This window comes from Halogeometricum sp. S3BR5-2 (assembly GCF_031624635.1).
Classification (GTDB): domain Archaea; phylum Halobacteriota; class Halobacteria; order Halobacteriales; family Haloferacaceae; genus Halogeometricum; species Halogeometricum luteum.
Genome location: NZ_JAMQOQ010000001.1, coordinates 261,290 through 287,876, shown reverse-complemented (window position 1 = coordinate 287,876; position 26,587 = coordinate 261,290). Strand labels below are relative to the sequence as shown.

Annotated in this window: 29 protein-coding genes; 10 read left to right on the top strand and 19 right to left on the bottom strand. The window is 67.6% G+C overall.

Features of this window, described 5'->3' with window-relative positions:
* Window positions 1-51: 51 nt before the first annotated feature.
* The 3 genes from NDI79_RS01385 (at window position 52) to NDI79_RS01375 (ending at window position 3,317) form a co-directional block, all read left to right on the top strand.
* Window positions 52-2,373, top strand: coding sequence for an alkaline phosphatase PhoX (locus NDI79_RS01385; protein ID WP_310926659.1), 2,322 nt, complete (start codon window positions 52-54; stop codon window positions 2,371-2,373).
* A 101-nt stretch (window positions 2,374-2,474) separates the two neighbouring features.
* Window positions 2,475-2,897 carry a hypothetical protein gene (locus tag NDI79_RS01380; protein WP_310926658.1) on the top strand — a complete coding sequence of 141 codons (423 nt, stop codon included), beginning with the start codon at window positions 2,475-2,477 and terminating at the stop codon, window positions 2,895-2,897.
* A 93-nt stretch (window positions 2,898-2,990) separates the two neighbouring features.
* The gene (locus NDI79_RS01375; protein ID WP_310926657.1) at window positions 2,991-3,317 is read left to right on the top strand and encodes a 2Fe-2S iron-sulfur cluster-binding protein; all 327 of its coding nucleotides are present in this window, start codon (window positions 2,991-2,993) and stop codon (window positions 3,315-3,317) included.
* Window positions 3,318-3,369: 52 nt separating this feature from the next.
* On the opposite strand, the gene NDI79_RS01370 is transcribed toward NDI79_RS01375, so the two are convergent.
* Both NDI79_RS01370 and NDI79_RS01365 read right to left on the bottom strand, forming a co-directional pair.
* Window positions 3,370-4,518: an MBL fold metallo-hydrolase gene (locus tag NDI79_RS01370; protein ID WP_310926656.1), complete on the bottom strand. Its 1,149-nt coding sequence runs from the start codon at window positions 4,516-4,518 to the stop codon at window positions 3,370-3,372.
* 110 nt (window positions 4,519-4,628) lie between these two features.
* Complete coding sequence (locus NDI79_RS01365) at window positions 4,629-6,293, bottom strand: globin-coupled sensor protein (protein WP_310926655.1); 1,665 nt, start codon at window positions 6,291-6,293, stop codon at window positions 4,629-4,631.
* A 104-nt stretch (window positions 6,294-6,397) separates the two neighbouring features.
* Here NDI79_RS01365 and NDI79_RS01360 point away from each other — a divergent pair, with 104 nt between their 5' ends.
* Together NDI79_RS01360 and NDI79_RS01355 are read left to right on the top strand one after the other, a co-directional pair.
* The gene (locus NDI79_RS01360; protein WP_310926654.1) at window positions 6,398-7,033 is read left to right on the top strand and encodes a rubrerythrin family protein; all 636 of its coding nucleotides are present in this window, start codon (window positions 6,398-6,400) and stop codon (window positions 7,031-7,033) included.
* Window positions 7,033-7,611: an MOSC domain-containing protein gene (locus NDI79_RS01355; protein WP_310926653.1), complete on the top strand. Its 579-nt coding sequence runs from the start codon at window positions 7,033-7,035 to the stop codon at window positions 7,609-7,611. Before NDI79_RS01360 ends, NDI79_RS01355 begins: the two co-directional genes overlap by 1 nt.
* A gap of 7 nt (window positions 7,612-7,618) precedes the next feature.
* On the opposite strand, the gene NDI79_RS01350 is transcribed toward NDI79_RS01355, so the two are convergent.
* Entirely contained in the window at window positions 7,619-8,575 is a 957-nt protein-coding gene (locus tag NDI79_RS01350; RefSeq protein WP_310926652.1) for an acetamidase/formamidase family protein, read from the bottom strand.
* 322 nt (window positions 8,576-8,897) lie between these two features.
* The gene (locus tag NDI79_RS01345; RefSeq protein ID WP_310926651.1) at window positions 8,898-10,133 is read right to left on the bottom strand and encodes a mandelate racemase/muconate lactonizing enzyme family protein; all 1,236 of its coding nucleotides are present in this window, start codon (window positions 10,131-10,133) and stop codon (window positions 8,898-8,900) included.
* Between the two features lie 312 nt (window positions 10,134-10,445).
* On the opposite strand from NDI79_RS01345, the gene NDI79_RS01340 reads away from it, so the two are divergent.
* The 4 genes from NDI79_RS01340 (at window position 10,446) to NDI79_RS01325 (ending at window position 13,403) form a co-directional block, all read left to right on the top strand.
* Window positions 10,446-11,531 (top strand): TasA family protein, encoded by a 1,086-nt coding sequence (locus tag NDI79_RS01340; RefSeq protein ID WP_310926650.1) that lies wholly within the window; start codon window positions 10,446-10,448, stop codon window positions 11,529-11,531.
* Window positions 11,532-11,593: 62 nt separating this feature from the next.
* Complete coding sequence (locus tag NDI79_RS01335; RefSeq protein ID WP_310926649.1) at window positions 11,594-12,124, top strand: signal peptidase I; 531 nt, start codon at window positions 11,594-11,596, stop codon at window positions 12,122-12,124.
* Window positions 12,121-12,543, top strand: a complete 423-nt coding sequence (locus NDI79_RS01330; protein WP_310926648.1) for a hypothetical protein — start codon at window positions 12,121-12,123, stop codon at window positions 12,541-12,543. The genes NDI79_RS01335 and NDI79_RS01330 overlap by 4 nt, the downstream gene beginning before the upstream one ends.
* On the top strand, window positions 12,540-13,403 hold the full coding sequence (locus NDI79_RS01325; RefSeq protein ID WP_310926647.1) for a hypothetical protein: 864 nt from the start codon (window positions 12,540-12,542) through the stop codon (window positions 13,401-13,403). Before NDI79_RS01330 ends, NDI79_RS01325 begins: the two co-directional genes overlap by 4 nt.
* A gap of 82 nt (window positions 13,404-13,485) precedes the next feature.
* Here NDI79_RS01325 and NDI79_RS01320 read toward each other — a convergent pair whose 3' ends face one another.
* Both NDI79_RS01320 and NDI79_RS01315 read right to left on the bottom strand, forming a co-directional pair.
* On the bottom strand, window positions 13,486-13,842 hold the full coding sequence (locus NDI79_RS01320) for a DUF5658 family protein (protein ID WP_310926646.1): 357 nt from the start codon (window positions 13,840-13,842) through the stop codon (window positions 13,486-13,488).
* Window positions 13,843-13,900: 58 nt separating this feature from the next.
* The gene (locus NDI79_RS01315) at window positions 13,901-15,145 is read right to left on the bottom strand and encodes an HAD family hydrolase (RefSeq protein ID WP_310926645.1); all 1,245 of its coding nucleotides are present in this window, start codon (window positions 15,143-15,145) and stop codon (window positions 13,901-13,903) included.
* 93 nt (window positions 15,146-15,238) lie between these two features.
* Here NDI79_RS01315 and NDI79_RS01310 point away from each other — a divergent pair, with 93 nt between their 5' ends.
* The gene (locus tag NDI79_RS01310; protein WP_310926644.1) at window positions 15,239-15,682 is read left to right on the top strand and encodes a DUF5799 family protein; all 444 of its coding nucleotides are present in this window, start codon (window positions 15,239-15,241) and stop codon (window positions 15,680-15,682) included.
* Window positions 15,683-15,718: 36 nt separating this feature from the next.
* Here the strand turns inward: NDI79_RS01310 and NDI79_RS01305 are convergent, their stop codons facing one another.
* From NDI79_RS01305 to NDI79_RS01245, 13 genes are all read right to left on the bottom strand, one after another.
* On the bottom strand, window positions 15,719-15,868 hold the full coding sequence (locus NDI79_RS01305) for a DUF7557 family protein (RefSeq protein ID WP_310923611.1): 150 nt from the start codon (window positions 15,866-15,868) through the stop codon (window positions 15,719-15,721).
* 100 nt (window positions 15,869-15,968) lie between these two features.
* Entirely contained in the window at window positions 15,969-16,961 is a 993-nt protein-coding gene (fba, locus tag NDI79_RS01300) for a class II fructose-bisphosphate aldolase (RefSeq protein WP_310926643.1), read from the bottom strand.
* Between the two features lie 254 nt (window positions 16,962-17,215).
* Window positions 17,216-17,704 carry a PTS fructose transporter subunit IIB gene (locus tag NDI79_RS01295; RefSeq protein WP_310926642.1) on the bottom strand — a complete coding sequence of 163 codons (489 nt, stop codon included), beginning with the start codon at window positions 17,702-17,704 and terminating at the stop codon, window positions 17,216-17,218.
* Window positions 17,701-19,404: a phosphoenolpyruvate--protein phosphotransferase gene (ptsP, locus tag NDI79_RS01290; protein WP_310926641.1), complete on the bottom strand. Its 1,704-nt coding sequence runs from the start codon at window positions 19,402-19,404 to the stop codon at window positions 17,701-17,703. Before ptsP ends, NDI79_RS01295 begins: the two co-directional genes overlap by 4 nt.
* A gap of 4 nt (window positions 19,405-19,408) precedes the next feature.
* Entirely contained in the window at window positions 19,409-19,678 is a 270-nt protein-coding gene (ptsH1, locus tag NDI79_RS01285; protein ID WP_310926640.1) for a phosphocarrier protein HPr, read from the bottom strand.
* Window positions 19,678-20,142, bottom strand: a complete 465-nt coding sequence (locus tag NDI79_RS01280) for a PTS sugar transporter subunit IIA (protein ID WP_310926639.1) — start codon at window positions 20,140-20,142, stop codon at window positions 19,678-19,680. Before NDI79_RS01280 ends, ptsH1 begins: the two co-directional genes overlap by 1 nt.
* A gap of 66 nt (window positions 20,143-20,208) precedes the next feature.
* A complete protein-coding gene (locus NDI79_RS01275; protein ID WP_310926638.1) occupies window positions 20,209-21,363 on the bottom strand; it encodes a PTS fructose transporter subunit IIC in 1,155 nt (384 codons plus the stop codon).
* Window positions 21,364-21,460: 97 nt separating this feature from the next.
* A complete protein-coding gene (gene pfkB / locus NDI79_RS01270; RefSeq protein WP_310926637.1) occupies window positions 21,461-22,384 on the bottom strand; it encodes a 1-phosphofructokinase in 924 nt (307 codons plus the stop codon).
* Complete coding sequence (gene glpR / locus NDI79_RS01265) at window positions 22,381-23,145, bottom strand: HTH-type transcriptional regulator GlpR (protein ID WP_310926636.1); 765 nt, start codon at window positions 23,143-23,145, stop codon at window positions 22,381-22,383. The genes pfkB and glpR overlap by 4 nt, the downstream gene beginning before the upstream one ends.
* Window positions 23,146-23,319: 174 nt before the next feature.
* Window positions 23,320-24,288: a 3-isopropylmalate dehydrogenase gene (gene leuB / locus NDI79_RS01260; protein ID WP_310926635.1), complete on the bottom strand. Its 969-nt coding sequence runs from the start codon at window positions 24,286-24,288 to the stop codon at window positions 23,320-23,322.
* Window positions 24,281-24,901 carry a 3-isopropylmalate dehydratase small subunit gene (leuD, locus tag NDI79_RS01255; RefSeq protein WP_310926634.1) on the bottom strand — a complete coding sequence of 207 codons (621 nt, stop codon included), beginning with the start codon at window positions 24,899-24,901 and terminating at the stop codon, window positions 24,281-24,283. Before leuD ends, leuB begins: the two co-directional genes overlap by 8 nt.
* Window positions 24,898-26,319, bottom strand: a complete 1,422-nt coding sequence (leuC, locus tag NDI79_RS01250; protein WP_310926633.1) for a 3-isopropylmalate dehydratase large subunit — start codon at window positions 26,317-26,319, stop codon at window positions 24,898-24,900. Before leuC ends, leuD begins: the two co-directional genes overlap by 4 nt.
* Entirely contained in the window at window positions 26,312-26,572 is a 261-nt protein-coding gene (locus NDI79_RS01245) for a DUF7989 family protein (protein WP_310926632.1), read from the bottom strand. Before NDI79_RS01245 ends, leuC begins: the two co-directional genes overlap by 8 nt.
* Window positions 26,573-26,587: the final 15 nt, after the last annotated feature.

The window sequence follows — 26,587 nt, the reverse complement described above, 5'->3', positions numbered from 1 at the left end:
TGTATAACCATTACAAATTTATTTAACGTGTCGTCATATCTATCGATTTGCATGGTCGACTTTACTCGACGCAAACTGATGGCGACATCCGTGGCTGCTACGCTCGGGGCAAGCGTGGCAGGGGTAGCGAGCGCGCAAGACGCGGAAGAGGTCGAAGAGACTGACACGCCGGGGGCACCGAGCGTCAAAGGCAGCCTCAAGCGGTTCTCGACGACGGCGTTCGGGGCGGAAGTGACGGGTCCGTTCGTCTTCCGCGACGGGGGACTGCTGTACAGTCTCCAGCACCCCTCCGAGGAGAACCCCGAACCGTTCGGGCGGGCGGGAGTGGGCTACTTCAGCGGCTTCAACTTCGAGTTCGACGGGAGCAACGACGACTTCGAGGAGGTCGGCATCCCGGAGACGGACGAGGAACAGCGCGACGTTCAGTCCGGGGAGGGGGACTACGAGATACTGTTCTACGGGCGCGACGAGATCAACGACGGCGAGGAACTGCTCGGCGTCTCGCAGACGCCCGAGGGACGGAACATCTACCGCGAGGACGCCCTCGAACCGGACCGCGAGGAGCGGCCGTACTTCGCGGGTACGCAGTACGGACTCGCCGGGAGCAACCCCGACTGCAACCAGTTCGTCCCTTCGAACGAGGAGGAGACCGAGGGCTACCTGTTCACCAACTGGGAGAACAGCCCCGGAAACGTCTCGCGCGTTCCGATCAGCCAGGACGACGACGGCGAGTGGAGCGCCGACCTGGAGAACGCGATGAACCTGTCGAACACGGAATCGCTGCGCGCCCACGGCGGAACGCGAATCAACTGTTACGGCGACCTCAGCCCGTGGGGCACGATGATCTCCGCCGAGGAGAACTACGCGCATCCCCGCGTCAACCTGACGCACACGGTGAGCGACACCGTCGAGGCGGGCTCCGGCGAGGCGCTCGTCGGCGCCAACCACTTCTGGAACCGCCCGAACCCGAGCGAGATCGGAAACGCGATATCGACGTACGCGCAGAACGGTCACCTCGAAGAGGACTTCAGCCCGCAGGGCTACTGGGCGCTGACCGGCGTCGAGTTCCTCGCGTACTACCTGGGCTCCGACCAGAACGACCAGGTCGACGGGCGGAACCTCCGGACCTCGCCCATCGACGACGTCTACCCGAACCCGTACCGGTACGGCTACTTCGTCGACTTCCGCGAACCGACCGCCGAGGAGCCCGAAGCGGTCAAGTACTACGTGATGGGCCGGGCCGCCTGGGAGTCGCCGGACATCCTGGGCGACGAGAAGACCGTCTACGGCTGTTCGGACGGCGACAGCAAGGGCATCTACAAGTTCGTGGCCAACTCGCCCATCCCGGAGTACGCCGACCCGATGGACGTGGCGGGCACGCTGTACGCGCCGAAGATCACGAACGACTCCGCGAACGCCGAGGAGATCGGCGAGCGGAAGTCGCCGGCGAACGTCGACCTCGAAGTGGAGTGGCTGGAACTCGGCGAGGCGACGAACGCCGAGGTCGAGTCGTGGGTCGCCGAGTACGACGACGTCACCCAAGTGGACTACCTCGAGTCGCACGCCAACACGAGTTGGGCCGACGACCCGGCGGCGGCGCTGCGCGAGGCGGACCTCGAAGTCATCCACAACGGCAACCAGAACTACATCACGAACGAGGAGATCGTCGAGTGGGCCGAGCAGTACGAGGAGGACGGCCCCGGCGGCGTCGACGAGGAACTGCGGAAGGTGCCGTTCCTCGAGACGCGCGCGGCCGCCAAGGAGATCGGCGCGTCCATCGAGTTCAACAAGGCCGAGGGCGTCGACAGCGTCGACGAGGCCGGGCCGGGCGACTACGTCTACTTCGGCATCTCCGAGTTCAACGACGACCTCGCGGACGACACGGGCGACGTTCGGATGGACCGCGTCGACGGGGGCGTCGTCTACCGCGCGGAACTCGAAGACGACTACGACGTCTCGACGCTCGAACCGGTCATCGTCGGTCCGGACTTCACGGACCCGCCGGAGGAGGCGAACCACTCGCTCCGCAACATCGACAACGTCTACGCGATGCGCGACGGCCGCGTGCTCTGCTGTGAGGACGGCTTCGGCGGTCCCGCCCGGTCGTACCCCAACGACTGCCTCTACGTCTACGAACCGGAGAGCCTCGGCGGGACGGCCGCGGAGAACGTGAGCGAGTACGAAGAGGACGCGGAGACCGAGACGGAAAGCGAGACGGAGACCGAGGAGGAAGACTCCGAAACCGAGAGCGAGAGCGAGACCGAAACCGAACACTCGGAGACGGAGGCGGAGACCGAGACCGAGACCGAGACCGAACACTCGGAAACCGAGACCGAGACCGCGACCGGAACCGGAACCGAGTCCAGCAGCTAAACGGACTCGTCGCTGCGGTCGTCGGTCGGAGACCGCGACCGGCGAGTCGCCGACCGCCGCCCCGGGCGCTCCGTTTCCCCCTTTCGATACATCTACCGAAAATGTCAAAATCAAACGACGCACCCCGCGAGGAACAGACCGAATCCGTCTACCGGGAGTACATCCTCGGCGTCCGCATCGTCGAGCGAACGACCGGGACCGAACCCGTCTACCGGTTCGAGGCGCCGCACCACGAGGGAATCGAGTTCGACGACGCCGACACGGCGACGCTGTACGCCGACGTCTACTTCGACGTCAACGGCTTTCAGGAGGCGGGGACGGGAGAGCGAGGCGTCCCGCCGGAGATGATTCAGGCGGGGCGGGACACGCTCATCGCCTACTTCCTGACGCAACCGTACGTCGACGTCGAGTGGGTCGCCTCCTACTACGGCGAGAAACCCGACCGAATCCAGCGATACGTCGAGTGCGTCCGCAAGCGGGCGAAGAAGATACGCGAGGGCGCCGCCGAACAGGGAATGACCTGAGGGCGGACGCCGGCGCGTCTCCCTATTCGACCTCTCTTCGCCGACCGAATCGCTCCATAAAGAGTTTTGGCGCGGTCACGCAAATCGAGGGTCATGACCGAGTACACCGTCGAGTTCGTCGGGACGGGCGAGTCGATTCAGGTTTCCGACAAGCAGACCATCCTCAAGGCCTGCATCGAGGAGGGAATCGCGCAGGAGTACTCCTGCCGGGTCGGGATGTGTCTGGCCTGTTCCGCGGAGATTCTCGAAGGCGACGTGGTCCAACCCGCCGCCCGCGGCCTCACCGACGAGGAGCGAGAGCACTACGCGCTGACGTGCATGGCGCGCCCGCAGAGCGACCTCAAACTGGAGCGCGGCGTCTACCCGCCGAGCATCGAGAACGACGCCTCGGCCGCCGCGCCCGCCGCGGACGACGACTGAGGACTGAGCGCGCGGCCGTCCGAGTCGAAGAAGTCGGCGTCGGCCGCCGAACTCAGTCCGCCTGCGACACCGCGCAGTTGTTCGGCCCGAGTTCGAGTTCGAAGGCCGTCTCGTCGTCGGGCGACTCGCGGCCGAGGTTCGTCCGGATTATCTCCTCGTAGTTCGCCGGCCGCGGCGGCATGTCCGCGAGCACCGCCTCCACGAACCGCTCTTCAGAGAGCATGAGAAGCGGGAGGCGGTCCCGCAGGTCGCCGAGGTACGCGGAGTAGGTGCCGTCGCTCCGCCGGTCGGCGGCGTCGCTGTAGTGCGCCGGCGCGACGCGGACGTCGTCGTGGAACTCCCCGAAAACCGACCGGAGCGTCCCGTACAACTGTCGGGCCGCGTCGGTCGCCCCCTCGTCGCCCACCTCCAGGTCCGGGCGGGCGACGCTCTCGACGAACAGGCTGTCCCCCGAGAACACCACGTCGCCGAGGCGGTAGGCGGTCATCTCGCTCGTGTGTCCGGGGGCGTCGACGGCGGTGAGCGTCGCGTTCCCGACGCGAATCTCGTCGCCGTCGGAGACGAACTCCGCGCCGGTGCCGGCGTCGAGACCCCTGTCGCGGGCGCCTTCGGGATAGACGGCGGTCGCCCCCGTCTCGTCGGCCAGCGTCCGGACGCCGCTGACGTGGTCGGCGTGGACGTGCGTGTCGAGGGCGTAGACGAGGTCGGCGTCGTACTCGCGGGCGTCGGCGACGTACCGCTCCGTGAACTGCCTGAGTGGGTCTATCACCGCGGCCTCGCCGTCCGAGACGACGAAGTAGGCGAGACATCCGCTGGCGGGACGGCGGTACTGGTGGATCACCGCGTCGACGTTCGCCGGGACGACGACGGAGACGTAGACGCGCGCCCACCCGCGCATGCCGCCGTCGAGGTTCTCCGCCTCGAAGCCCTCCTCCCGGAGGAGGTCCGCGACGTACGCGCTGGCCTCGCCGCGACCGCAGACGACGACGACCGGCTCGTCGGGGTCGAGACCCGCCTCCCTGGCGGTCGCGGCGACGTCGCCGCGCGCCGCGGCCGCCATGAACTTCGAATACGGGACGAGCGTCGTCTCGACGCCGTCGCCCCCGATGTGCCACGCGTCGTGTTCGTCTCGGTTCCGAACGTCGAGCAGAGAGACCGACCCACCCCGTTCGATTCGCTCGTGCAGTCCCTCGGGAGTCATCAGTCTCGATACGACTCTCCTACAGAATATAGTTGCCGTTCGAGCGGTCAGTTCGCCGACTCGATTTCGGCTCGAAGGTCGCGCCGTCGGGCAGTTTTCGGGTCGGTCGGCTACTCCGTCGACCCGCCGTCGGTCTCGACGGCGGCGGACGGCCGCGCGTCCCGGTCGCCGGTCGGCACCGACTCGGGGGGACCTCGCGGCGCCGACGCCGACTCCTCCCCGTCGTCGAGGGAGGCCGTCGCGCCGTCGTCGGCGTCGCCGGCGAGTCGCTCGCTCGACGCTCGGAGCGACTCGACCCGCCCGGCCTGTTCGCGGCTCGCCTCGGCCACGTCGTCGACCCGCGAGGCGACCGTCTTCGCCTGTTCGCGCGTGTTGTCCACGAGTCCGGTGACCTGCTCGGCGCTCAGCGCCTGCTCGTCCGTCGCGTCGGCCACCTCCGCGATGCCCTCGGTGGTCCGCTCGACGGAGTCGACGATTTCGCCGAGGCTCCGCATCGCCTCCTCGCCGAGTTCGATGCCGTCGTGGAGCTTTCCGGTGGTCCGCGAGAGGCTGGCGACCGTCTCGTCGGCCTCCGACTGCACGCGCTCGACGGTCCGTTCGACCTCGGCGGCCTGCGTCTGGGACTGCTCGGCGAGCGACTTCACCTCCGCGGCGACGACGGCGAACCCCTCGCCCGCGTCGCCCGCGCGGGCGGCCTCGATGGAGGCGTTCAGCGCGAGGAGGTTCGTCCGCTCGGCGATTTCGTTTATCGTCTCGATGACGCCGTCGACCTCGTCGATGCGCTCCTGCAGGCTCCGGACGTCCTCGGAGGCGCCGGCGGCGGCCTCGCTGACCGCCTCCATCACCTCGATGGCCTCGTCGGCGGCCGTCTCCCCCTCGGAGGCGCGCTCGGCCGCCTCGGTGCTCGTGCGATGGACCTCCTCGGAGGTGGCGGCTATCTCCTCGACGGTCGCGCTCATCTGCGACACCTCGTCGGCGACCGACTCCATGTCCCGGACCTGCTCGGCGGCGATGTCGCGGATGTCCTCGGCGTGTTCGGAGACGACGAGCGACGAGCGGTGGACGTCGTCGATGGGGCCGCGGAGTTCGGAGCCGACCTGCACGGCGAGTTCGCGCCGGCGCCGCGCCTGCTCTCTGGCCTGTTCGCTGTAGGAGTCGATGTACGTCTCCATGGCGACGCCCTGGTCGAGGAGGAGCAGTTTCAACACCGAGAGCATCCGCTCGGTCAGCGCGTCGACCGCCCCGTCGACGCCTCCGGCCTCGACGCCGCCCCCGAGACCGAGTCGGGCGAGTCGCCCGTCCGAGCCCCCGTACTCGGCCTTCACGTCCTCGGCGACGGCCTCGAAGAGGCCCTCGTAGTACACCGAGTAGGCGCCGAGGTAGAACTTCGGTCCGAGGTCGAGCATGTCGTGTATCTTCCCGATGCGCGCGCGTCGCTCGAAGTACCGGCGGTCGTACTCGCCGGCGCCGAGCGACCGGAGGTACGCGGCCTGGTCGGCCTTGAGCGCGTCGAACCCCTTGTTCGACCGGCCGAGAATCTCGTTCGCCGCCGGGTCGCCCGTCAGGTGCTCGTAGAACTCCTCGACGATGTCGTCGGCCGAGCGGTCGAACGCGTCGGAGAGGTCCCGCAGTCGCTCGACGTCCTCGCCGTCGAAGCGGTTGAACGACTTCCGCCACGCGATTTCCTCGTCGTCGATGCCGAGTTTCGCCGCGAGGTTCTCCCCGTCCACCCCGCGTCTGTTGGTATCGTTCACGGCGAACGCCTGGTCGGTCATACCAGTTCAGAGACTATTCCGCGTAATGAACGTTCCCGGCTCAGTATCACGGGTGATAGCACCAGCAGGCCAACATTCAGGGTCGCACCGCGCGTGAGGGGGATATGGACGGCGAGAGCTTTCGGTCGGCCGTGGAGACCGAAAAACGGACGCAGTTGGACCGACTCGGCTCCCAGCAACTGCTCGTCGCGCTGACGGACGCCGACCTGACGCGCGAACGCGTCCTCGACGTGGCGGCGGCGAGCGAGCACGCCGCCCGCGAGACGTTCCGCGGGTGGGCCGACGACGAGGACGAGGAGGCCGCGCGCGCGGCGTTCGCCGCCGTCGCCGACCAGGAGGACGACCACCTCCGGCGCGTGACCGACGAACTCGACGGCGCGTGGGAACCGGACGACGAACCGGGCCCGATGCACGGCTACCTCCGGGGGCGCGAGTCGGCCGTCGAACGCGTCGCCGGCGGGATGGTCGGCCGGCCCCTCGTCAGCCTGCGGACGTACAACCAACTCGTCGGCTTCTTCGTCAACGAGGCGGACGAGCGGACGGCGGACGTCCTGCGGGAGTTGAAGGCGGAGACGGCGGAGACGCTGACCGAGGGCCTCTCGCTGCTCGAATCGCTGTGCGGGAGCGACGAGGAGTGGGAGGCCGCCGAGATGGTCGCCGGCTACACGGTTCAGGTGGCGTACGACGACTACGCGGACGCCCTTCAGGGACTGGGCTTCGACCCGAGGTCGGTGTGCTGATGAGCGACACCGAGGGCGGAGACGAAAGAGAGAACGAAAGCGAGATTCGCGGCCGCGTCGAGCAACTGTGGACCAGCCCCGAGGACGGCGCGCCGATGGAGTCGCACGAGTCAGTCGAGGCCGTCGAGGGCGGCCTGCGCGGCGACCGCTACCTGCTCGGCACGGGCTACTACTCCCCGTACGACGTCTGCGAGGTGACGTTCGTCGCGTGGGAGGCCTTAGAGGAGATTCTCGACGAGACGGGCATCGACCTGACCGACGGCCGGCACCGACGCAACATCGTCGTCCGCGGCGTCGGCGGCGAGGAACTCCACGACCTGTTGAAGACGACGTTCCGCGTCGGCGACGCGACGTTCCGCGGGACGCGCCCCCGCCCGCCCTGCGCGCACGTCGAACGGGTCGCCGGCGAGGAGGGCGTCGCGCGCGCACTCAAGCAGAAGCGCGGGGGCATCTGCGCGAACGTCGTGGAGGCCGGAACCGTGAGCGTCGGCGACGAACTCGAACTGATAGAAGCCGACCCGCGGACCGTCGGGCAGTCCATCGCGGACCGACTCAAGGACGCGTTCGGCGGGGACTGACCCCGAATCACTCGTCGGGGAAGATGCTGTCCGGGACGTACGCCGTCACGGTCCAGTTCGGCGCGTCGACGACTTCGCTTATCTTCAGGTCGGCGGCCGCCGAGCAGAGGATGTACGCCTCGCCGCGCGTCAGGTCGCGTTCGGCTTCGAGGTGGTCTATCATGTGCCTGACCGCCTTCTTCGTCGCCTCCATCAGGTCGGGAGCGATACCCGTCGTCGCGTACATCGGTTCGTCCGACCCCGTGGGCGTGAACGGTCCCGTCGTCTTCAGTTGGGGTTGCTCGATGGATTTGTCCTTCAGCACGTCGAACCGGGCGGTGACGTACATCGGGGCCTCGATGCCCGTCACGCACACCTCGCCGTCGCCCTGCGCCGCGTGGCAGTCCGCCGTCGAGAACAGGCCCCCCTCGACTTCGACGGGGAGGTACACCGTCGACCCCTTCGTCATGTGCTTGACGTCCACGTTGCCGCCGGTGTCGTACGGCGGCAGGGTGTCGTGCTCGCCGTCCTCGCCGGGCGCCACGCCGATGATGCCGGGGAACATGTCGAGGGGGACCTCGATGCCGTTTACAAAGTGGCCGACCTCCTCCTCTAACTCCCAGATGTGCAGGCCCGCCTCCTCGAACTCCTCCGGGAGGAGGCCGAGCCCCATCTCGCCGGGCATGTAGCCGGTGAAGCCCCAGCCCTTGTGCTCGAAGTCGAGGAGTTCGACGGCGAGCACGTCGCCCGGTTCCGCTCCCTCGACGGCGACGGGGCCGGTCAACGGGTGAACGGGGTCGAACGTCGCGTTCGCTAAGTCTTCCACCCCGGAGTCCGGCCCCACCTGCCCGTCGAGGGCGTCGCGGCACTCGAAGCGGACCACCTCTCCCGGTTCGACGGTCACCAGGGGGTCGAGGCTGTTGTCCCAGACGTGGTGGACGTTCTCGTCGTCGTCGGACAGGTCGTAGTCGACCTCGTATGACATGAGGTACCGATGGCCTGGGCGGCCGATAAATCTCGGCGTCCCGGCAGACGAGGGTTCAAATACGAAGCCGGGGCCACTCCGCGGCGTGACCTGAGCGGGAACCCGGGACGGTTCGCGGATGCGCGGCGCAGTCGTCTCGGAGAAGTAGGGGCGCCGCCTGTTCGCAACAGAGCGTCGAGTCGGTGGTTCGTCGTCCGCTCTACGCCTCGTCGAACAGCACAAATCGGAGATTTGCTGGCTTGACGAAGCTACGCTTCGTCGAACCGCGCGAGACGGTCGCTCACTTCGTTCGCGCTGCGACTCGCTGGCTCGACGAGACCGTTCAGGCCTCGTCGAACAGCTCTTCGTTGTCGACCATGTGCTCTTCGACGACGTCCATGTCGAGCGTCACGCCGAGACCCGGTTCTTCGGGAATCTCGATGTGACCGTCCTCGATGACCGTCTCCTCGACGAGGTCCTCCCACCAGCCGAGTTCGTAGGAGTGGTACTCGACGGCCAGGACGTTCGGGATGGAGGTGCCGACGTGCGCCGAGGCCATCGTCGCCACGGGCGAGGAGACGTTGTGCATCGCCACGGGGACGTAGTACTGGTTCGCCACGTCGGCTATCTTCCGCGTCTCGCGCATGCCGCCGACCTTCGGCAGGTCGGGCGCGATGATGTCGACCGCCTGGTTCTCGATGAGGCGTCGCTCCTCGCTGACTCGGTAGCGGTTCTCGCCCACCGTGATGGGCACGGAGGTGGACTTCGTGACCTCCTCCTGCACGTCGAGGTTCTCCGGCGGGACGGGGTCTTCGAGCCACCAGATGTCGAGTCCTTCGAGCGCGTTCGCGAGGCGCTTGGCCGACCCGCCCGAGAACGTCCAGTGGCAGTCGAACGCGACGTCCGCGCGGTCCTTCACGCGCTCCGTGACCGCCTCGACGATGTCGACTTTGTGTCGAATCTCGCCGGGTCGGAGGTGGCGGTTCGCGCGGTCCTTCTCCAGACCGGAGGGGACGTCGAGGTCGAACTTCAGCGCGTCGTAGCCGAGTTCGTCGACGACGCGTTCGGCCTCGTCCGCGCAGGCCTGCGGGTCCGCCTCGTCGGCGGTGTGGCAGTCGCAGTAGACGCGCACCTTGTCGCGGTACTTCCCGCCGAGCAACTGGTAGGCCGGAACCTCCAGAATCTTGCCCGCGAGGTCGTGCAGCGCCACGTCGATACCGGAGATGGCCGTGACGGTGACGCCCTCGACGGAGCCCTCGCCGGACATCTTCTGGACGAGGTGCTCGAACAGGCGGTCGATGTCGAGGGGATTCTCGCCGATGAGGAACGGCTTCATCCGCTGGATGAGTTCCGGAACGCCCGCGCCCCAGTAGGCCTCGCCGGTGCCGACGATGCCGGCGTCGGTGTAGATGCGGACCAGCGTCCACGGGAAGTTCCCGTCTATCATCGTCGTCTGTACGTCCGTGATCTCCACGTCGCGGCCGCCCCCGCGCTTGGCCGTGACCTGCATCGTGTCGGCCGAGAGCTCCCGCATCGTATACTCCGCGTTCGGGTCGTGTAGCTGTGAGTAGTCTTTCATGGATTGGTGTTCACTCGATAAATTGTAAACCTTTACACTCCGGGGCGTCCGCCGCCGAAGTCTCTGATTCGGGGCTTCGACCCCCCGCGGCAAAAGTGGTTCCGTCCACGGCGCGGTCGGTCGGGCCGTCGGACGCAACGGTCGCCGACGGTACCCTGCCTTAACCGGTCGTTATCGGGGTTGAAACGAACGAATTAGCGTTCTAAGCGTGTTCGTTCGTGTCCTATAACTTTTAGTTACAGTCTCGAATTTAGACCATAGATAAGGGGGGTCCGGCCGTGGCTCGAATCGTCGAAAGACGTGGAAAACCCAATGGCAGACAACAACACCAACATCAAACTGTCGCGGCGCAAGATTCTGGCTGGACTCGGCACCATCGGCCTCGCGTCCGCGGGGGCAGGGGCGGGAACGATGGCACTGTTCTCCGACAGCGAGAGCGTACAGGCGGACGTGCAGGCGGGCACTCTCGACCTGACGGTCAACGGCCAGAACGGCGTCGTAACGATTCTCGACGAAGAGGGTATCGCGCCCGGGGACGACGGGCAAGAAAAGATCACGGTGAAGAACGCAGGCACCGTCGCCGGGTTGCTCACGGGCAGCATCGATTCCGTTCAGGACTACGAGAACGGCCGGAGCGAGGTCGAGAGCGAGAAAGACGGCGACAGCGAAGGGGAGCTCTCGGAGTACCTCGAAGTGCACATTCCCGGCAACGGGTGGAAGACGCTCAGCGACCTTGAGGGTCAGTCGTACCCGTCGTACACGCTGAACGGCGGGGAGAAGCTGACCATCCCCATCAAGTGGCACCTCCCCGTGACGGCGGGGAACGCCGTTCAGAGCGACCGCGTGACGGCGGATATGACGCTGTCGCTCACGCAGGAGACGGACAACCCGCAGGGCGAGACGGGGACCGGGTTCCCGCAGACGTCCTACGAGAAGGTCTTCGGCTCCGAGCTAAAGGTGTCGAAGGGCAACTACGACCTGCGCCTGAAGGACGGCGGCCAGTCCACCGCCGACGCCTCGTTCTCCGCCGGCGGCTACGCCTCGACGTACCAGTCGGGCGAGAGCTACGATTTCGAGTTGGAGATAGCCGACGACGGAGAGACCACGCTCTCGTCGAACGGTTACTCGGTCACCAACACGTACTCGGGGAGTTTCACCCGACTCGCGCTCATCGCTTCCTCGCGGGAGAACGGTGCGACGGTGACGGTGGAAGACCTCTCCATCGACGGGGCGGCGGCACTGCCGAACACGCTGGAGAGCGACAGCGGTCGCGAGTACGTTGAGTTCAGCGACCTCGACGGCTCCGACGGATTGACGCTCACCGGTACGGTGACGTTCGAGTACACCGGCGACGGCAACAACGGACCGGTGGAACTACTCATCGACGCCGCGGAATAAGTCGATTCGGCGCGGTTCTCATCCATCAGAACGTTTCATAGGACACTTTTCATATTCAAACGATGACACCTCATACCGATACCGCCAAGACGGCCGCCCTGGTGCTGTTCGCACTCGCCGTCCTCCCGTTCGTCCTCTACGCCGTGCCGCAACTGGCCGGCGCGAGTCACAGTTACGTCGTCCTCTCGGACAGCATGTCTCCCGCCATCGACGCGGGGGACGTCGTGTTCGTGGCCGACCGTCCGGTCGCCGAAATCGGCGAAGGAGACGTGATAACGTTCGAGAGCGTGGACCTCGCCGCCGGGAGCGGTTCGTCGCTCGTGACGCACCGCGTCGCCGCCGTCGTCGAAGACGGGGGCGAACGCGCCTTCCGGACGAAGGGCGACGCCAACGAGGAGGCGGACCCCGAACTAGTCCCCGCCGACGACGTCGTGGGCGCGGTCTCGTTCCACCTCCCGTACGTCGGGTACGTCGTCGCGTTCGCCGGAACGAGGCTCGGTTCGCTGCTGTTCCTCGTCGTGCCGGCGGTCCTCCTCGGCGGGAGCGAACTGTACGACCTCTACAGGGCCGCGGAAACCGAGGAGAGCGCGTGAGCGACCAGTCGTGCGACCGGTTCCGAACCCGGCTATCGCTGCTCGTCGTCGCCACCGTCGTGTTCTCGGTGGTCGGCGGGGGAGTCACGTACGGCGCGCTCGCGGACGAAGAGCGCGCCGTCGTCTCCGTCGGCGTCGGCACGTTCGAGCCGACCGCAGTCGCCGGCGACGGCGGAGAGACCGAGTCGGAGTCCGCGAGGAACGGCACGAACGCCTCGGGTGCTTCGGCGACCAGCGAGCGGTCGACCGAGACCGGAACGGAGACGGCGACCGAACGGAAGACGGCGACGGACGCGCCCGCGGAGGAAGCGTCGGCAACTCCGACGCCGGAGCCGACGACTGCGACCGACGCGACCGCGACCCCGGAGCCGACGGGCGCCGAACCGACCGGAACCGTACCGACGGAGGGCGGAGAATGAGCGGGGGAGTCGAAGGGAGACTCACCTGGCCCTTCGGGCGGCGGAGCCTCGCCGTTCTCGTCGTTCTGTCGGTGTTCTGCGGCGCGGGCGTCGGAGTGCTGCAGAGCGGGGACTCGGGGGCGAACGTCGCCTCGGACGTCGCCGCGACGGTGACGCCGTCCGGTGCCAGCGGCGTCGACGCGAGCGGACGGGAGACCTCGACGCCCGCCGCGGGGTCGAACTCGCTCGGCGACGCATCGACCGCGACGGAGGGCGACGGGGGCGGCGGAGACGCCGTCGACCGGAACGCCCCGTCGACGCCGTCGGCCTCGAGGGACGAGGGGTCGACGGGGAACTCCGTCGCCGGTACGGAACGCACGGCCGGGAGGAGCGACCGCGGCGCGGACGACAACGACGACTCGGGCGGGGAGCGCGCTCCGGTCGACCTCGCGGTCGGCCGCGCGGCCGCCGAGTCGCTCCGGTTCGACGGCGTCGTTCCGGGTTCGGACGGAGCCGTCCGACTATCCGCTCACAACGAAGGGAGGGAGACCGGCGACCTCTCGGTGCGCGTCGCGGACGTCGTCGACCGGGAGAACGGACTGCTGGAACCCGAACGCGACGCCGGCGACGACGGCGCCGAGGGCGAACTGTCGTCGGCCGTCGCCGTCCGCATCTCCGTCGGCGACGACTACCTCGTCGGCGACGACGACACGTGGGTTCCCCTGTCGGCGCTCGAAGCCGCCGACGTCGGCACGGCGACGCTCCGGCCGGGAGAGACGCGAGCGCTCGACATCGAGTGGCGCGTCGACCCGGTCGCCGGAAACGAGATACAGAGCGATACCACGACGGTGAACGTCCGGGTCGTCCTCTCGCAGCGCTGATTATCTCCGGGCGTCGGACGGTGCGAGCGGACCGTCGGGGCTCCCGCGGCACGGCGGCCGACGCGGAGACGGGTGGGGGCGCTCAGCCGAGGAGCAGACGGACGTTGTACGCCGTCACGAACGCGCCGACGACGGAGAGCACGACCGGCGGCAGGTAGTAGGAGAAGGCGTCCTCGTCGTTCGCCGCGGCGAGACTGATGCCGATGCAGGCGAGGAGGACGGCGAGTTTGAGGCCGACGAGTCCGACCTGTCCGGACGACTCGACGGCGAAACGGACCAAGACGTTCGCCTCGTCGACGGACGCGCTGAAGTAGATGAGCGCGATGGTGGTCACGACGTCGCCGACGCCGTACGTCGCGGCGGCGAGGAGCCACAACCGCGAGAACTCACCCTCCGCGAAGGGCGTCCCCTCCAGCGTCAACAGCGAGCGGCCGTACATATCTCTCCCGTCGTTCCGGAAGTACAAGAATCTATACCAGTCCGAATACCAGAGTGTATTAGATTCCGTCGAGGAGGTTCAGCACGTAGGCGATGCGGAGCATCGACGCCGCGTCGCCGCGGTCGTACACCAGTTCGTCCGTGTCGCGGACGTGCGCCAACACGTCCTCCGAGGCGTGTTCGGGCGCGGCGGCGATGCCGGCGTCGGCCTCCTCGGCCCACTCCATCACGCGCAGGTCGGACTTGCTGTCGCCCATCACGAGCACGAACGGGTCCTCGACGTCGAGGACGTCGAGGGCGGCCCGGACGCCGTTCGGCTTGTTCAACTCCAGAGAACCGATTTCGGCGGCGTCGGCGTGGTAGTACGCCACGTCGATGCGGTCGAACAGGGCCGTCACTGCCTCCGGGACGTCGTCGGCCTCGGCCTCGGGCGCGGCGCCCTCGGCGGCGAGAACGTCCGCGACTTCGGGGTCGGCGGCGGCGTAGTACGCCCGCGACCACTCCTCGCCGCTGTCGGCGTCGACGCCCCCGACGGCGGCCGCGACCGCGCGGCCGAGGAGGTCGACGAGGTAGCGGAGTCCCCGGTCGATGACCTCGGCGGCGGGGTCGCTCCCGATGTCGAAGTTGGGCTTGAGGGTGATGTTGAACTCGTTACCCTGGAGGTGGACCGACTCGCGGAGGTCGTCGGGCGCCTGCGGGAGGACGCGCGAGCGGACCTCCGAGAACACCTCGCGGACCGCCTCGTCCAACTCCTCGTACAGCAACTGCTTGGTCGTCGACCCGTGCCCCGGCGTGAACACGCCGGTGCCCGCCTCGTAGACGATGCTCACGGTTCCGGAGTGGACGAGTTCGTTGCCGAGTCCCTGGATGGTGAACCCCTTCACGTTCTCCAAGGTCTGTCCGGTGCAGATGACGATGGGCACGCCGGACTCGTGGAACTCGGTGAGGAGGTGCAGCGTGTCGCGCGGAATCTCGTTGTCCGTCCGCCCCGCCGAGCGGAGCGTCTCGTCCACGTCGAGGACGAGGGCGTTCACCGCGCGCCCGTACTTCGAGTGGAGGTCGAGGGCGGCGAACGTCTGGTCGCGCGTCGCCCGCGCGGCCACCTCGGCGAACGTCTCCCCCGCGGCGAACGAGGAGCGTATCTCGTCTTTTCGCTCCTCCAGTTCGTCGCTGGCGTCCTGCCAGTAGTCGAGGGCGATGCGCGAGTCGACCGGCGGGAACAGGTCGACGAAGTTCTGCAACTCCCTGAGCGTCTCCGCCTCCGAGTCCTCGTACAGCCGATAGAGGAGGTCGTACTGTTCCATACGACTACCGGGACCCACGGGGCCAAAAAGAGTGCCCGTACGGCGATTCCTGCGGGGGAAACGCTGAAACGCCTCCTGGACATACGCCAACTCATGGCTAACTGGACCGACAGCATCGTCGGAGACCGGATGACGGTCGACCGGGAGTTCAACGAACGCGTCGCCGCCTCGGAGTTCTCCAGTCAGGAGTGGGGGCTCATCATGACGGCGACGGAGTTCGAAATCGAGCACGCCGACGACCCCGAACGCGCCCGCGTCGTCGCCGACACGGAGAAACTCCCGCAGATCATGCCGGAACTGAAGAACGTCCGGTCGCAGATGGCCCAGATGGGCGGCGCGCCGGCCGACTCGGGGACGGGGTCCTCCGGCGGTCTGTTCGACTCCATCAAGGGCGCACTCGGCCTCGGCGGCGGCGGCGCCGACGCCGAACGACAGGAGGCGGCCGAGCGACTCGTACAGGAGTACGCCGAGGAGTTACAGCGTCACCTCGAATCGAAGGGGAAGTGGGAGCAGGTCAGAGTCGCGTATCAGGAGTAGGAAGCGTCCGCGTCGGTGGGTGGAAACTCAGGAAACTCAGACCTCGTCGCCGCCGTGGAACAGCGTCATCTCCTGTGCCTCGTAGATGTTGATGAGTTCGGTGACTATCTCGTCGTAGTCCTCGTCTTCGACGCGCAGGGAGTCGAGTCGCTCGACCGTCTCCTCGTCGAGGTGAATCTGGGGCATGTACGCCGAATGGACGCGGAGCGACTTAAACGCCGGGGCGACGGAGCGTCGGAGGCGTCCGCGCCGGGCGAGAGAGGGGCTCTCGGCGGCGGTCAACCCGTCAGACGTACCGACTGTTGCCGGCGCTGCCGGAGACGTGCGTCAGGTCCGCGTGCACGTCGGCGATTCGGTCGCGTATCTTCCGGCCGACGACGCGGGGGTCGAACACGTCCTTGTTCGGCGACCACTCCGTCTCGTTGAAGAAGGTGTCCCGGTCGTCGTCGACGCTCTCCGGCGGGACGATGGCCTCGGGGTCCTCGCGGTAGTGGTCGAACGCGGTCCGCGTGTACTCGTACTGGTAGCGCGTGTCCTTGTTCACTTTGCAGATGCCGTGCTGGAGCATCTCCTGCAGTTGGTCGGGTTGGACGCCCGAGGAGCCGTGCAGGACGAGGGGCGTGTCGAGGCCGTGGTCGCGCAGGGCCTGCCGGATGTCGCCCGCGAGGTCCGGACGGAGTTCGAGGTCCTTGCCCTTCGCCACGCCGTGTTGGGTGCCGACGGAGATGGCCAGCAGGTCACAGCCCGTCCGGTCGACGAACTCGACGGCCTGTTCGGGGTCGGTGTAGAACGCCTCTTCCGATTCGACCTCGTCTTCGACGCCCTTTATCTGGCCGAGTTCGGCCTCGATGAGCACGTCGGCGCCCTTCTCCTCTTTCATCTCGACGACTTCCTTGCTCGTGGCGACGTTCTCCTCGAACGGTTCGTGGGAGGCGTCGATCATGATCGAAGAGGGGATTCCGAGGTCCATCTGCGCCTCGATGAACTCCATGTCGGACTGGTGGTCCATGTTGAGGAACACGCCGATGTCGTACTGGTCGGCGATGGTCTCGATGTAGTTGCCCATCGCCTTCAGGCCCGAGACGTCGTCCTCGTGCCCGGCGAAGGTCGCGGCGCCGCCCGACAACTGCATCAGGAGGTCCGAGTTCTCGCGGGCCGCCCCCTCTATCAACCCCATCATGATGTTCGGTTCGGCGATGTTCGAGGCGATGAGACCGAATCCCTCGTCCAGCGCGTCGTCGTACACCTTGTCGAGTTCGCTACCGCCGTAGAAAGGCACTGTTGGTCACCTGTTTCGGCGTTCACGTGCGGGGATTATAACGTATGCGGAGCGCTTTCGTTCGTGCGCGATTCGCTGCGCGGACCGCGAAACGCGAGAGATAGCTACTCGAATCCGCGTTAATCCCAATCCTCGTCGCTGCGATGCGACCGAGGTGGTGTTCGTTTCTGATCGAAGTTCCGGGATATCGTGGCTACCCGTGCACGGATTGGTCCGTCGCTGCGAAAAAGACGGGTCGAACGCGGCTCGCGGCCTCAGGAGAACAGTCGCTTCAGTCGCTGGAAGAGACCCTTCTCCCGGTCGCCGCCGCGGCGCTGTTGGCCCTGCGCGTCGGCGCCGGCCGTCGGCGACTCCGTCGCCTCCGCGGTGTCGGAGTCGGTCGTCTCCGACCCGGACGCCGACTCGCCGGCCGAGAGGTCTATCTGCTCTGCGCCCTCGCTCTCGGCGAGGTCCTCGGCCTTCTCGATGAGGCCCTCGGCGTCGTTGACGCCGTCCTTGACCGTCCCCTTCACGAGGTTCTTCCCCTCGAAGCGGTCCCGACTGACCGCCGTGTCGGCGGCGATGATGACGACGTCCGCCTCGGCGATGTCGTCGGCGGTGAGTTCGTTCTGCGCGCCCATCGCGCCCTGTACTTCGACCTTGATGTCGTGGCCGAGTTCCTCGGCGGTCTGTTCGAGGTTCTCTGCGGCCATCTGACTGTGTGCGATGCCTGTCGGGCACGCCGTGACTGCGACTAGCTTCATGATTTTGTGTTCTCCGTTAGCACTCGTCGTACTTCATCCTTCGTGCCGGCCGAGAGCGCCTTCTCGGCCAGTTTGCGGGCGTCTCCGGTGTCCGTCTCGGTCACGGCCTGTTTCACCTGCGGCACCGTGACGGCGCTCATGCTGAGTTCGTCCAGACCGAGGCCGAGGAGCAGTTCGGTCAGGTCGGGGTCGCCGGCCATCTCGCCGCACATGCCGACCCAGACGTCCGTCCCCTCGGCGGCCTCGACCGTCGCGCGGATGGCGCGGAGCACCGCGGGTTGGGTGTAGTCGCCGAGTTCGGCGACCCGTTCGTTGCCGCGTTCGGCGGCCATGACGTACTGCGCGAGGTCGTTCGTCCCGATGCTGAAGAAGTCCACTTGGGAGGTCAGGTCCTCGGCCATGAACGCCGCCGCGGGCGTCTCGACCATCACGCCGAACTCGGGGAGGGCGTAGTCGATACCCTCTCGTTCCAGGTCGTCGGCGAACAGTTCGAGTCGCTCGCGGGCCGCCGTCACCTCCTCGACGGTGGAGACGAGGGGGAGCATCACGGCGAGGTCGCCGCCGGCGTCGCTCGCCGCCGCGCGGAGCAGCGCCCGGAGTTGCGTCTCGAAGAGGTCCGAGTCGGGACCGAGCGACCGCCTGATTCCGCGTTCGCCGAGGAACGGGTTCTCCTCGTCCGGTAGGTCGAGGTAGTCGATGGGCTTGTCGCCGCCCACGTCGAGCGTCCGGACGACGACGCGCCCGTCGGAGAACGTCTCCAAGGCGTCGACGTACGTCTCGTACTGCTCCTCCTCGTCCGGCGGCGACTGCCGGTCGAGAAAGAGGAACTCGGTCCGGAAGAGACCGATGCCGTCGGCGCCGCGGTCGGCGGCGGGACCGAGGTCCGCCGCCGTGCCGACGTTGCCCGCAACCTCTATCTCCACGCCGTCGGCGGTGGCGACGGGTTCCGAACGGATTTCGGCCTCCTCCTCCTCGGCGGCGGCCTTCCGCGTCTCCTCGGCGGGGTCGACGATGACCTCGCCGTCGGTGCCGTCGACGACGACTTCGGCGCCGTCCTCGACCTCGTTCAGTTCCTCGCCGACGCCGACGACGGCCGGGAGCGCCAACGAGCGGGCGAAGATGGCCGCGTGCGACGTCCGGCCGCCCGTGACGGTGACGAATCCGGCGACCCGCTCGGGGTCCAACTGCGCCGTGTCGCTCGGCGTCAACCGCTCGGCGAAGACGACGCTTCCCTTCTCTAATTCGGCGAGGTTCACGCGCTCGCCGCCCGAGAGGACGCGCACGAGTCTGTCGCGCACGTCGCGCAGGTCGTCGGCGCGTTCGGCCATCCGACCCTCCATGCCCTCGAACTGCTCGACGAAGCGGTCGAACGTCCGCTGGACGGCGTGCTCGGCCGGCAGTCCCTCGGCTATCTGCTCTTCGACGCCGTCGGTTATCTGCGGGTCGTCGAGGAACTGGACGTGAGCGTCGAACACCGCGGCCTCGTCCTCGCCGACGCGTTCGGCCGTCCGCTCTCGCTCCCGTTCCAGTTCCTCGCGCGCCGCGTCGCGCGCCTCCTCGAACCGCGCCGTCTCCGCGTCGGCGTCCACCTCGCTCGGGTCCGGCGGGTCGTCGAGGTCCGCGTCGGGCGCGTACCAGACCACGTTGCCGACCCCCGAGAGGGGCGTGACGCCGATGCCCTCGAATCGTCGTTCGGTCATCGCGCTACAGTTCGTCCTCCGGGGTCGAGAGCACTTCTTCGAGGGCGTCGAGCGCCTCCTCGGCGTCCTCGCCCTCGGCGGAGATGCGAACCTTCTCGCCGCCGGAGACGCCGAGGCCGGTGACGGAGAGCATGCTCGCGGCGTTCACCAGGTCGCCGTCCTCGGGGCCGACTTTGACCTCCGAGTCGTACTCGTTGGCCGTCTCGACGAAGACGGAGGCGGGGCGGGCGTGCAGGCCGTCCTCGGGGACGACGGTGACGACGCGTTCGGGCATCAGTTCACCGCCTCCCGGACCGTCTCCTGTACCGTCTCCTCGTCCTCGGCCTCCAGCAGTTTCTCGCGGACGTCCTCGTGCATGAGGGCGCGCGAGAGCGAACTGAGTATCTGCAGGTGCTCCTCGCCGCCCTCCTCGGGGACGAGAATCATGAACAGGAGTTTCGCGGGCTTGTCGTCCATCGCGTCGAAGTCGATACCCTCCGAGGAGCGCGCGAACGCGACGGAGGGGGCCTCGACGGCCGTCGTCTTGGCGTGGGGGATACCGATGCCCATGCCGACGCCCGTCGTCGCCTCCTTCTCTCGCTCCCGGAGGGCCGCGAGCGCCGTTTCGCGCTCCGTCACGCGGCCGTTCTCCACGATGAGGTCGAGGAGAAACTCGATTGCGAGTTTCTTCTCCGCGGGCGGTTCGTCTAGCGAGATGTGCGCCGTCGGCATCAGCCGGTCGATGTCATCTTCGAGCATTTTCGTGCGAATATGGGAACGGAGGGAGTAAGGTAGTTGCGTTGTGGGCCGTGCGGGGTGGTCAGTTCAGTCCGACGTCGTGGTCGTCGCCTCGCCCTCGGCGGTGTTGCCGACGCGTTCGTCGAAGTCGGGTTTGATGACCGTCGCGATGACGGCCGTCGCCAGCGACCCGATGAGCAGCGCCGCGAGGAACATCAGCGGCCTGTTCGACAGGGGGATGACGAAGATGCCGCCGTGCGGGGCGGGCATCGTGACGTTCATCATCATCGCTATCGCGCCGCCGACCGCACTCCCGACGACGGCCGACGGGACGACGCGGACGGGGTCCGCGGAGGCGTACGGAATCGCTCCTTCCGTGATGAACGAGAGGCCGAGAATGATGCCCGACTTCGCGTTCTCGTACATCTCCGCGGCGTACTTGTGCGGCGCGATGAAGTTCGAGACGGCGAGGCCGATGGGCGGGACCATCCCGCCGATCATGACCGCGGCCATCGGGGCGGTGATGCCCTCGGCGATGAGACCGGTCGCGAACACGTACGACACCTTGTTCACCGGACCGCCCATGTCGACGGCCATCATCCCGCCGAGGATGGCGCCGACGACGACCGCCTGTCCGCCCTGAAGCCCTTCGAGGGCCGCGGTCAGCGCGCCGTTCGCGATGGCGACCGGAACGCCCAGCACGAATATCATGACGGGCGAGAGAATCGCCATCGTCACCACCGGCACGATGAGCACCGGCATCATCGGCTGAACGAAACTCGGGACGCTCCAGTTCTTGATCCAGCGCGCGACGTATCCGGCGATGAGGCCCGCCACGAGGGCGCCGAGGTAGCCAGCCCCGGCCTGCCCGCCCTGAAGGCCGATGACGTCGCCCGCGGCCTGCAGGAGCGCCCCGTCCTGGATGATGTACGACAGCAGGAACCCCGGCGCCAGTCCCGGGCGGTCCGCGATGGCGTACGCGATGTACGCCCCCAGGATGGGGATCATGATGGTCAATCCCGCGTTGCCTATCTGCGCGAGGAACCATCCCGGGGTGCCAGTCGCCTCGAACACCTGCTGGACGCCGGTGCCCGAGAAACTCGCCACCGCGTACCCGAGCGCCAGGAAGATACCGCCGATGGTCACGAACGGTATCATGTACGATACGCCGGTCATCACGTCCTCCTTGACTTTCGTCAGGTAGGCCCGATATCTGCTCTCCGCTGACTCTGTGTTTGCCATGTTTGCTCCCTAACGATAGTTACTAAATGTCTTCAAAAACCCTTTCGGATTTGACTGACTCTGCGCGTTATCGACGCGCAACCCGCGATAACGAACATTAGGAACCGAGCGCCGAGACGGTCACGTCCCTCCGGTCGTCGAAGACGGCGTCGAAGTCGGGGACGCTCGTCCCCGAGGCGCCGACGACGCGGGCGGCGACGGTGACGCCCGTCCGCAGGGCCGTCCTTTCGTCCTCGCCGCGCGCGAGGCCCGCGAGGAAGCCCGAGAGGAGGGCGTCGCCCGCGCCCACGGTGTCGACGACGTCGACGGGCACCGCCGCCGCGTGGTAGGTGCCCGACTCCGCGGCCAGAAGCGCTCCGTCGGGTCCGAGCGAGGCGACGACGAACCGGAATCCGCGCTCCCGGAGCGACTGCGCCGCCGCGGCGCAGTCGGCCGTCGTCTCGACGGGCATGTCGGTGGCGACGGCGAGTTCCTCGCGGTTCGGCTTGCAGACGAGGTACTCGGCGTCGAGTTCGGTCAGCGATGCGCCGCCCGTGTCGACGGCCGTCTCCCAGTCGCCCGCCGCGGCGAGTTCGTCCACGGCGTCGGTGCCGACGCCCTTCGGGAGGCTCCCGGCGACGACGAGTCTGTCCGGGTCGCGTTCGCGGACGCGGCCGACGAGGTCCGATATCTCTCCCCCGTCGACGGTCGGCCCGTTGTGGTTTATCTTGTACTCCCCTTCGGGACCGAGAACGGTCGTGTTCAGTCGCGTTCGGTCACCGATAGCGACGAAGTCGTTCGGGACGCCGTCGGCGTCCAGTCGCTCGCGGATCATCCGGCCGAACGGGCCGCCGAGAAAGCCCGTCGCGGGGGCGTCGACGTCCAGCGCCGTGAGGTACTTCGAGACGTTGATTCCCTTCCCGCCGGCGTCGAACTTCGCGTCGTCCGTCCGCGCGACGGCGCCCGTCCGGAGCGGTTCGTCCACCGTCACCGTGTGGTCGACGGCGGGGTTCATCGTCACCGTCAGCACGTCGTCAGTCACGCCCCCACCTCCACGACGGTGACGCCCTCGTTCTCGAACGCCCGCCGCTCCCGCGCGGGGAGTTCGCCGTCGGTGATGAACACGTCCACGTCCGCTACGTCCGCGAACTTCACGAACGAGCGCTTGCCCACTTTCGTCGTGTCGGCGACGAGGACGACGCGCGTCGCCTTCTCGGTCATCAGCTGTTTCATCCGCGCCTCGTCCTCGTTCGGCGTCGTCAGCCCCCCCTCGGCGTCGATGGCGTTCGTCCCGAGGAAGAGGAGGTCGAAGTTCGTCCGCTCCATGAACGACTCCGCGGTCGGTCCGACGAGCGCCCGCGTCCGACTGCGGAGCGTCCCGCCGGTGAGTTTCACGTCGTTGTCCTCCTTGCCGAGTTCGACGGCGAGGCGCGGGGAGTTCGTCACGGCCAGCATCGACCCGTCCTTCGGCGCCTGCGTCGCCACCTCCATCGTGGTCGTACCGGCGTCGAAGAAGACGACCTGTCCGTCGGTTATCTCCTCGACGGCACGGGCCGCGATGGCCCGCTTTCCGTCGAGGTTCTGCACCTCCTTCTGTCCGTACGTCTGCTCCTCCCCGACGGTGGTGACCGGCACCGCGCCGCCGTGTGATCGTTCGACGAGTCCGCGGTCCTCCAGTTCCCGGAGGTCACGACGGATGGTGGCCTTCGAGTAACCGAGTTCCTCGGCGAGACCCTCCACGGACCGCCCGTCGTCCGCCGAGACGAGTTCCACGATTCGTCTTTTTCGCTCTGCGGGTAACATAGGCGTCAGTCGTATTCGGGAGTAGTCCCTGTCCGTTGTTAATTGTTTGTGTTCGAGAATCGTTCGGTCCTGCACGCTTTCCCGAGTATCCGAGTAGGAACGCGCAGGCGTCCGCCGGACGCGTCGCTCCGCGCGGTCGGATATCGGAAGAAGCCGCGGCCGTGGGGGCCGCGTTCAGTCGAGTTCGTCGATGATCGCTTCGGTCACGTCCTCGGTGGACGCGTCGCCGCCGAGGTCCGGCGTGCGCGGTCCGTCGGACAGCGTCGACTCGACGGCCTCGCGCACGGCCGTCCCCTCCTCGTCGTAGCCGAGGTGCTCCAACAGCATCGCCGCCGAGAGAATCGTCGCCGAGGGGTTGGCGACGCCCTCGCCCGCGATGTCCGGGGCGGTCCCGTGAACCGGTTCGAAGAGGGCGTTGTCCGACCCGATGTTGGCGGACGGAAGCAGACCGAGGCCGCCGACGAGGCCGGCGGCGAGGTCCGAGAGGACGTCGCCCGCGAGGTTCGGGCAGACGACCACGTCGAACTGCTCGGGGTCCAGACAGACGTGCGTGGCGAACGCGTCCATCAGCACCTCCTCCGTCTCGACGCCCTTCTCGTCGGCGACGCCGGTGACGGCGTCGCGGAATCTTCCGTCGGTCTCGCGCATCACGTTCGCCTTGTGCGCGACGTGGAAGCCCTCGGGCGCGTAGTCGCAGGCGAACTCCGCGAGTCGCTCGGAGGCGGAGGTGGTGACGACGCGCGTCAGCGTCGAGAGGTCGTCGGAGAGTCGGTCCTCGTGGCCCGAGTAGACGCCCTCGGTGTTCTCCCGCAGGAAGACGATGTCCGTCTCCGGCCGGAGGGCGTCCACGCCGGGGTACGCCCGCGCGGGGCGCACGTTCACGAACGACTCCACCGCCGTCCGGAGGGGGAGGATGACGTCCGCGGCCGTCTCGCCCGCGGCGCCGAACAGCGTCGCGTCCGCCGCGGCGACGGCGTCGTACGTCTCTCGGGGGAGCGCCTCGCCCGTCTCCTCCTTCACGGCGTCGCCCGCGTCGTGGCGGACGAACTCGAAGTCGCCGACGGCCTCCAAGACCGACACGGCCGCGGGGACGACCTCTTTTCCGATGCCGTCGCCCTCGACGACGACTATCTCCTCAGTCATCGGCGATGTACGGCAGGGAGTCTGCTTTCTCGCGGACGGCGCCCGCGTTCGATTTCATCAGCGCCGTGGTGTCCCAGACGCCGTCGACGAGCGCCTTCCGCTGGGCGTCGTCGACGGTCACGTCGACCGTCGTCCCGCCGTAGGTGACGGTTTCGGCCTCGATGTCCACGTCTATCTCGCCGTGGGGGTTCTCCTCGACCCACTCCTGTAAGTCGGAGATGGTCTCGTGGTCGGCGGTGACCGTCGGAATCCCGAGGGCGAGGCAGTTGCCCGCGAAGATTTCCGCGAACGACTCGCCGACGATGGCGTCGATACCCCAGCGCATCAGCGCCTGCGGGGCGTGTTCGCGCGAGGACCCGCAGCCGAAGTTGGCGTTGACGACCATCACCGAGGACTCCTTGAAGCGGTCCTCGTTCATCGGATGTTCTTTGGGCTCGTCGTCGTCGTCGAACCGCAGGTCGAAGAAGGCGAACTGGCCGAGGCCGTCGAACGTGACCACCTTCATGAACCGCGCCGGGATGATCTGGTCGGTGTCGATGTCGTTGCCGGGGATGGGGATGCCCGTCCCCGACACGTAGTCGACCTCCGGGATTTGGTCGGTTCCCGAACTCATGCGACGTTCACCTCCTTCATCTCGCGCACGTCCGTCACTTCGCCGTTGATGGCCGCGGCGGCGACCATCCGCGGGTTCATCAGGACGGTCCGACCGTCCTTCGAGCCCTGCCGGCCGACGAAGTTCCGATTGGAGGAGGAGGCGCAGGCCTCGTCGCCCTCCAGTTGGTCCTCGTTCATCCCGAGGCACATCGAACATCCGGCGTTGCGCCACTCGAAGCCGGCCGCCTCGAAGATGTCCTTCAGCCCCTCTTCCTCGGCGGCCTCCTGCACGCGTTGGCTGCCGGGGACGACCATCGCGCGGACGTCCTCGTGCACCTGCCGGCCCTTCACGAGACGGGCCGCGCGGCGCAGGTCCGCGAGGCGCGCGTTCGTGCACGACCCGAGGAACGCCACGTCGATGGGGTAGCCCTGCATCGTCTCGCCGGGCGTCACGCGCATGTGCTCCTGCGCGCGCCGCGCGGTGTCGCGTTTGTCCTCCGGGAGGTCCTCCGGCGCCGGAATCGGTTGCGTGATGCCGACGCCCTGTCCCGGCGTGGTCCCCCACGTGACGACGGGTTCGAGTTCGTCGCCGTCGATGGTGACCACGTCGTCGTACTCGGCGTCCGCCTCGGAGCGGATGGACTCCCAGTACGGTTTCAGTCGCTCGAACTTCTCGGGGTCGTCGCGGAACGCGTCCGTCTCCGCGAGCCACTCGTAGGTGGTCTCGTCGGGGTTGACGTAGCCCGCGCGGGCGCCGCCCTCGATGGACATGTTACAGATGGACATCCGCCCCTCCATCCCGAGGCTCTCGATGGCCTCGCCCGCGTACTCGTAGACGTAGCCGACGCCGCCGTCGGTGCCGAGCCTGCGGATGATTTCGAGGATGACGTCCTTCGCCTCGACGCCGTCGCCGAGTTCGCCCGTGACCTCTATCTTTCGGACCTTCTGTTTCTCCATGGCGATGCAGCCGGTGGCCAGCACGTCGCGTATCTGCGAGGTGCCGATGCCGAACGCCAGCGCGCCGAACGCGCCGTGCGTCGAGGTGTGGCTGTCGCCGCAGACGATGGTCATTCCGGGTTGGGTGAGTCCCTGCTCGGGCCCGATGACGTGGACGATACCCTGGTCGCCCGTCGTCGGGTCGGAGAAGTTGATGCCCGCCGCGCGGACGTTCTCCTCCAGTTCGCTCATCATCTCCTCGGCGGCGTCGTCGGCGTAGGGCCGCGACTGGTCCGCCGTCGGGACGATGTGGTCGACCGTCGCGTGCGTCCGTTCGGGGAACGCGACCTCCATGTCGCGTTCGCGCAGCATCCCGAACGCCTGCGGACTCGTCACCTCGTGGATGAGGTGCAGGCCGACGAACAGTTGGGTCTGCCCCGTCGGTAGCGTCGTCACCGCGTGCTCGTCCCACACCTTGTCGTACAGCGTTCCCTCACTCATCTACATCACCGTCGCCGTCGTCGGGACCGCGCGTCCATACCTCCTCGACGTCGTCGCCCTCGCGCGGGGTGTGGTCGACGCTCTCCATCCCCGTCTCCTCCGCTCGCGTCCGCGCCGCCGCCTCGCCCCCGTCCGCGACGGCCGGGCCGCGTCGGTAGACGCCGCCGAACGTCTCGTCGGTGTGCGGATGGGTGTGGCTGACGGTCGCCATCGTGCTTTCGTTCTCGGATTCGGTCTCGTCTGTGTCTGTCATGGTATCTCCCTCGCG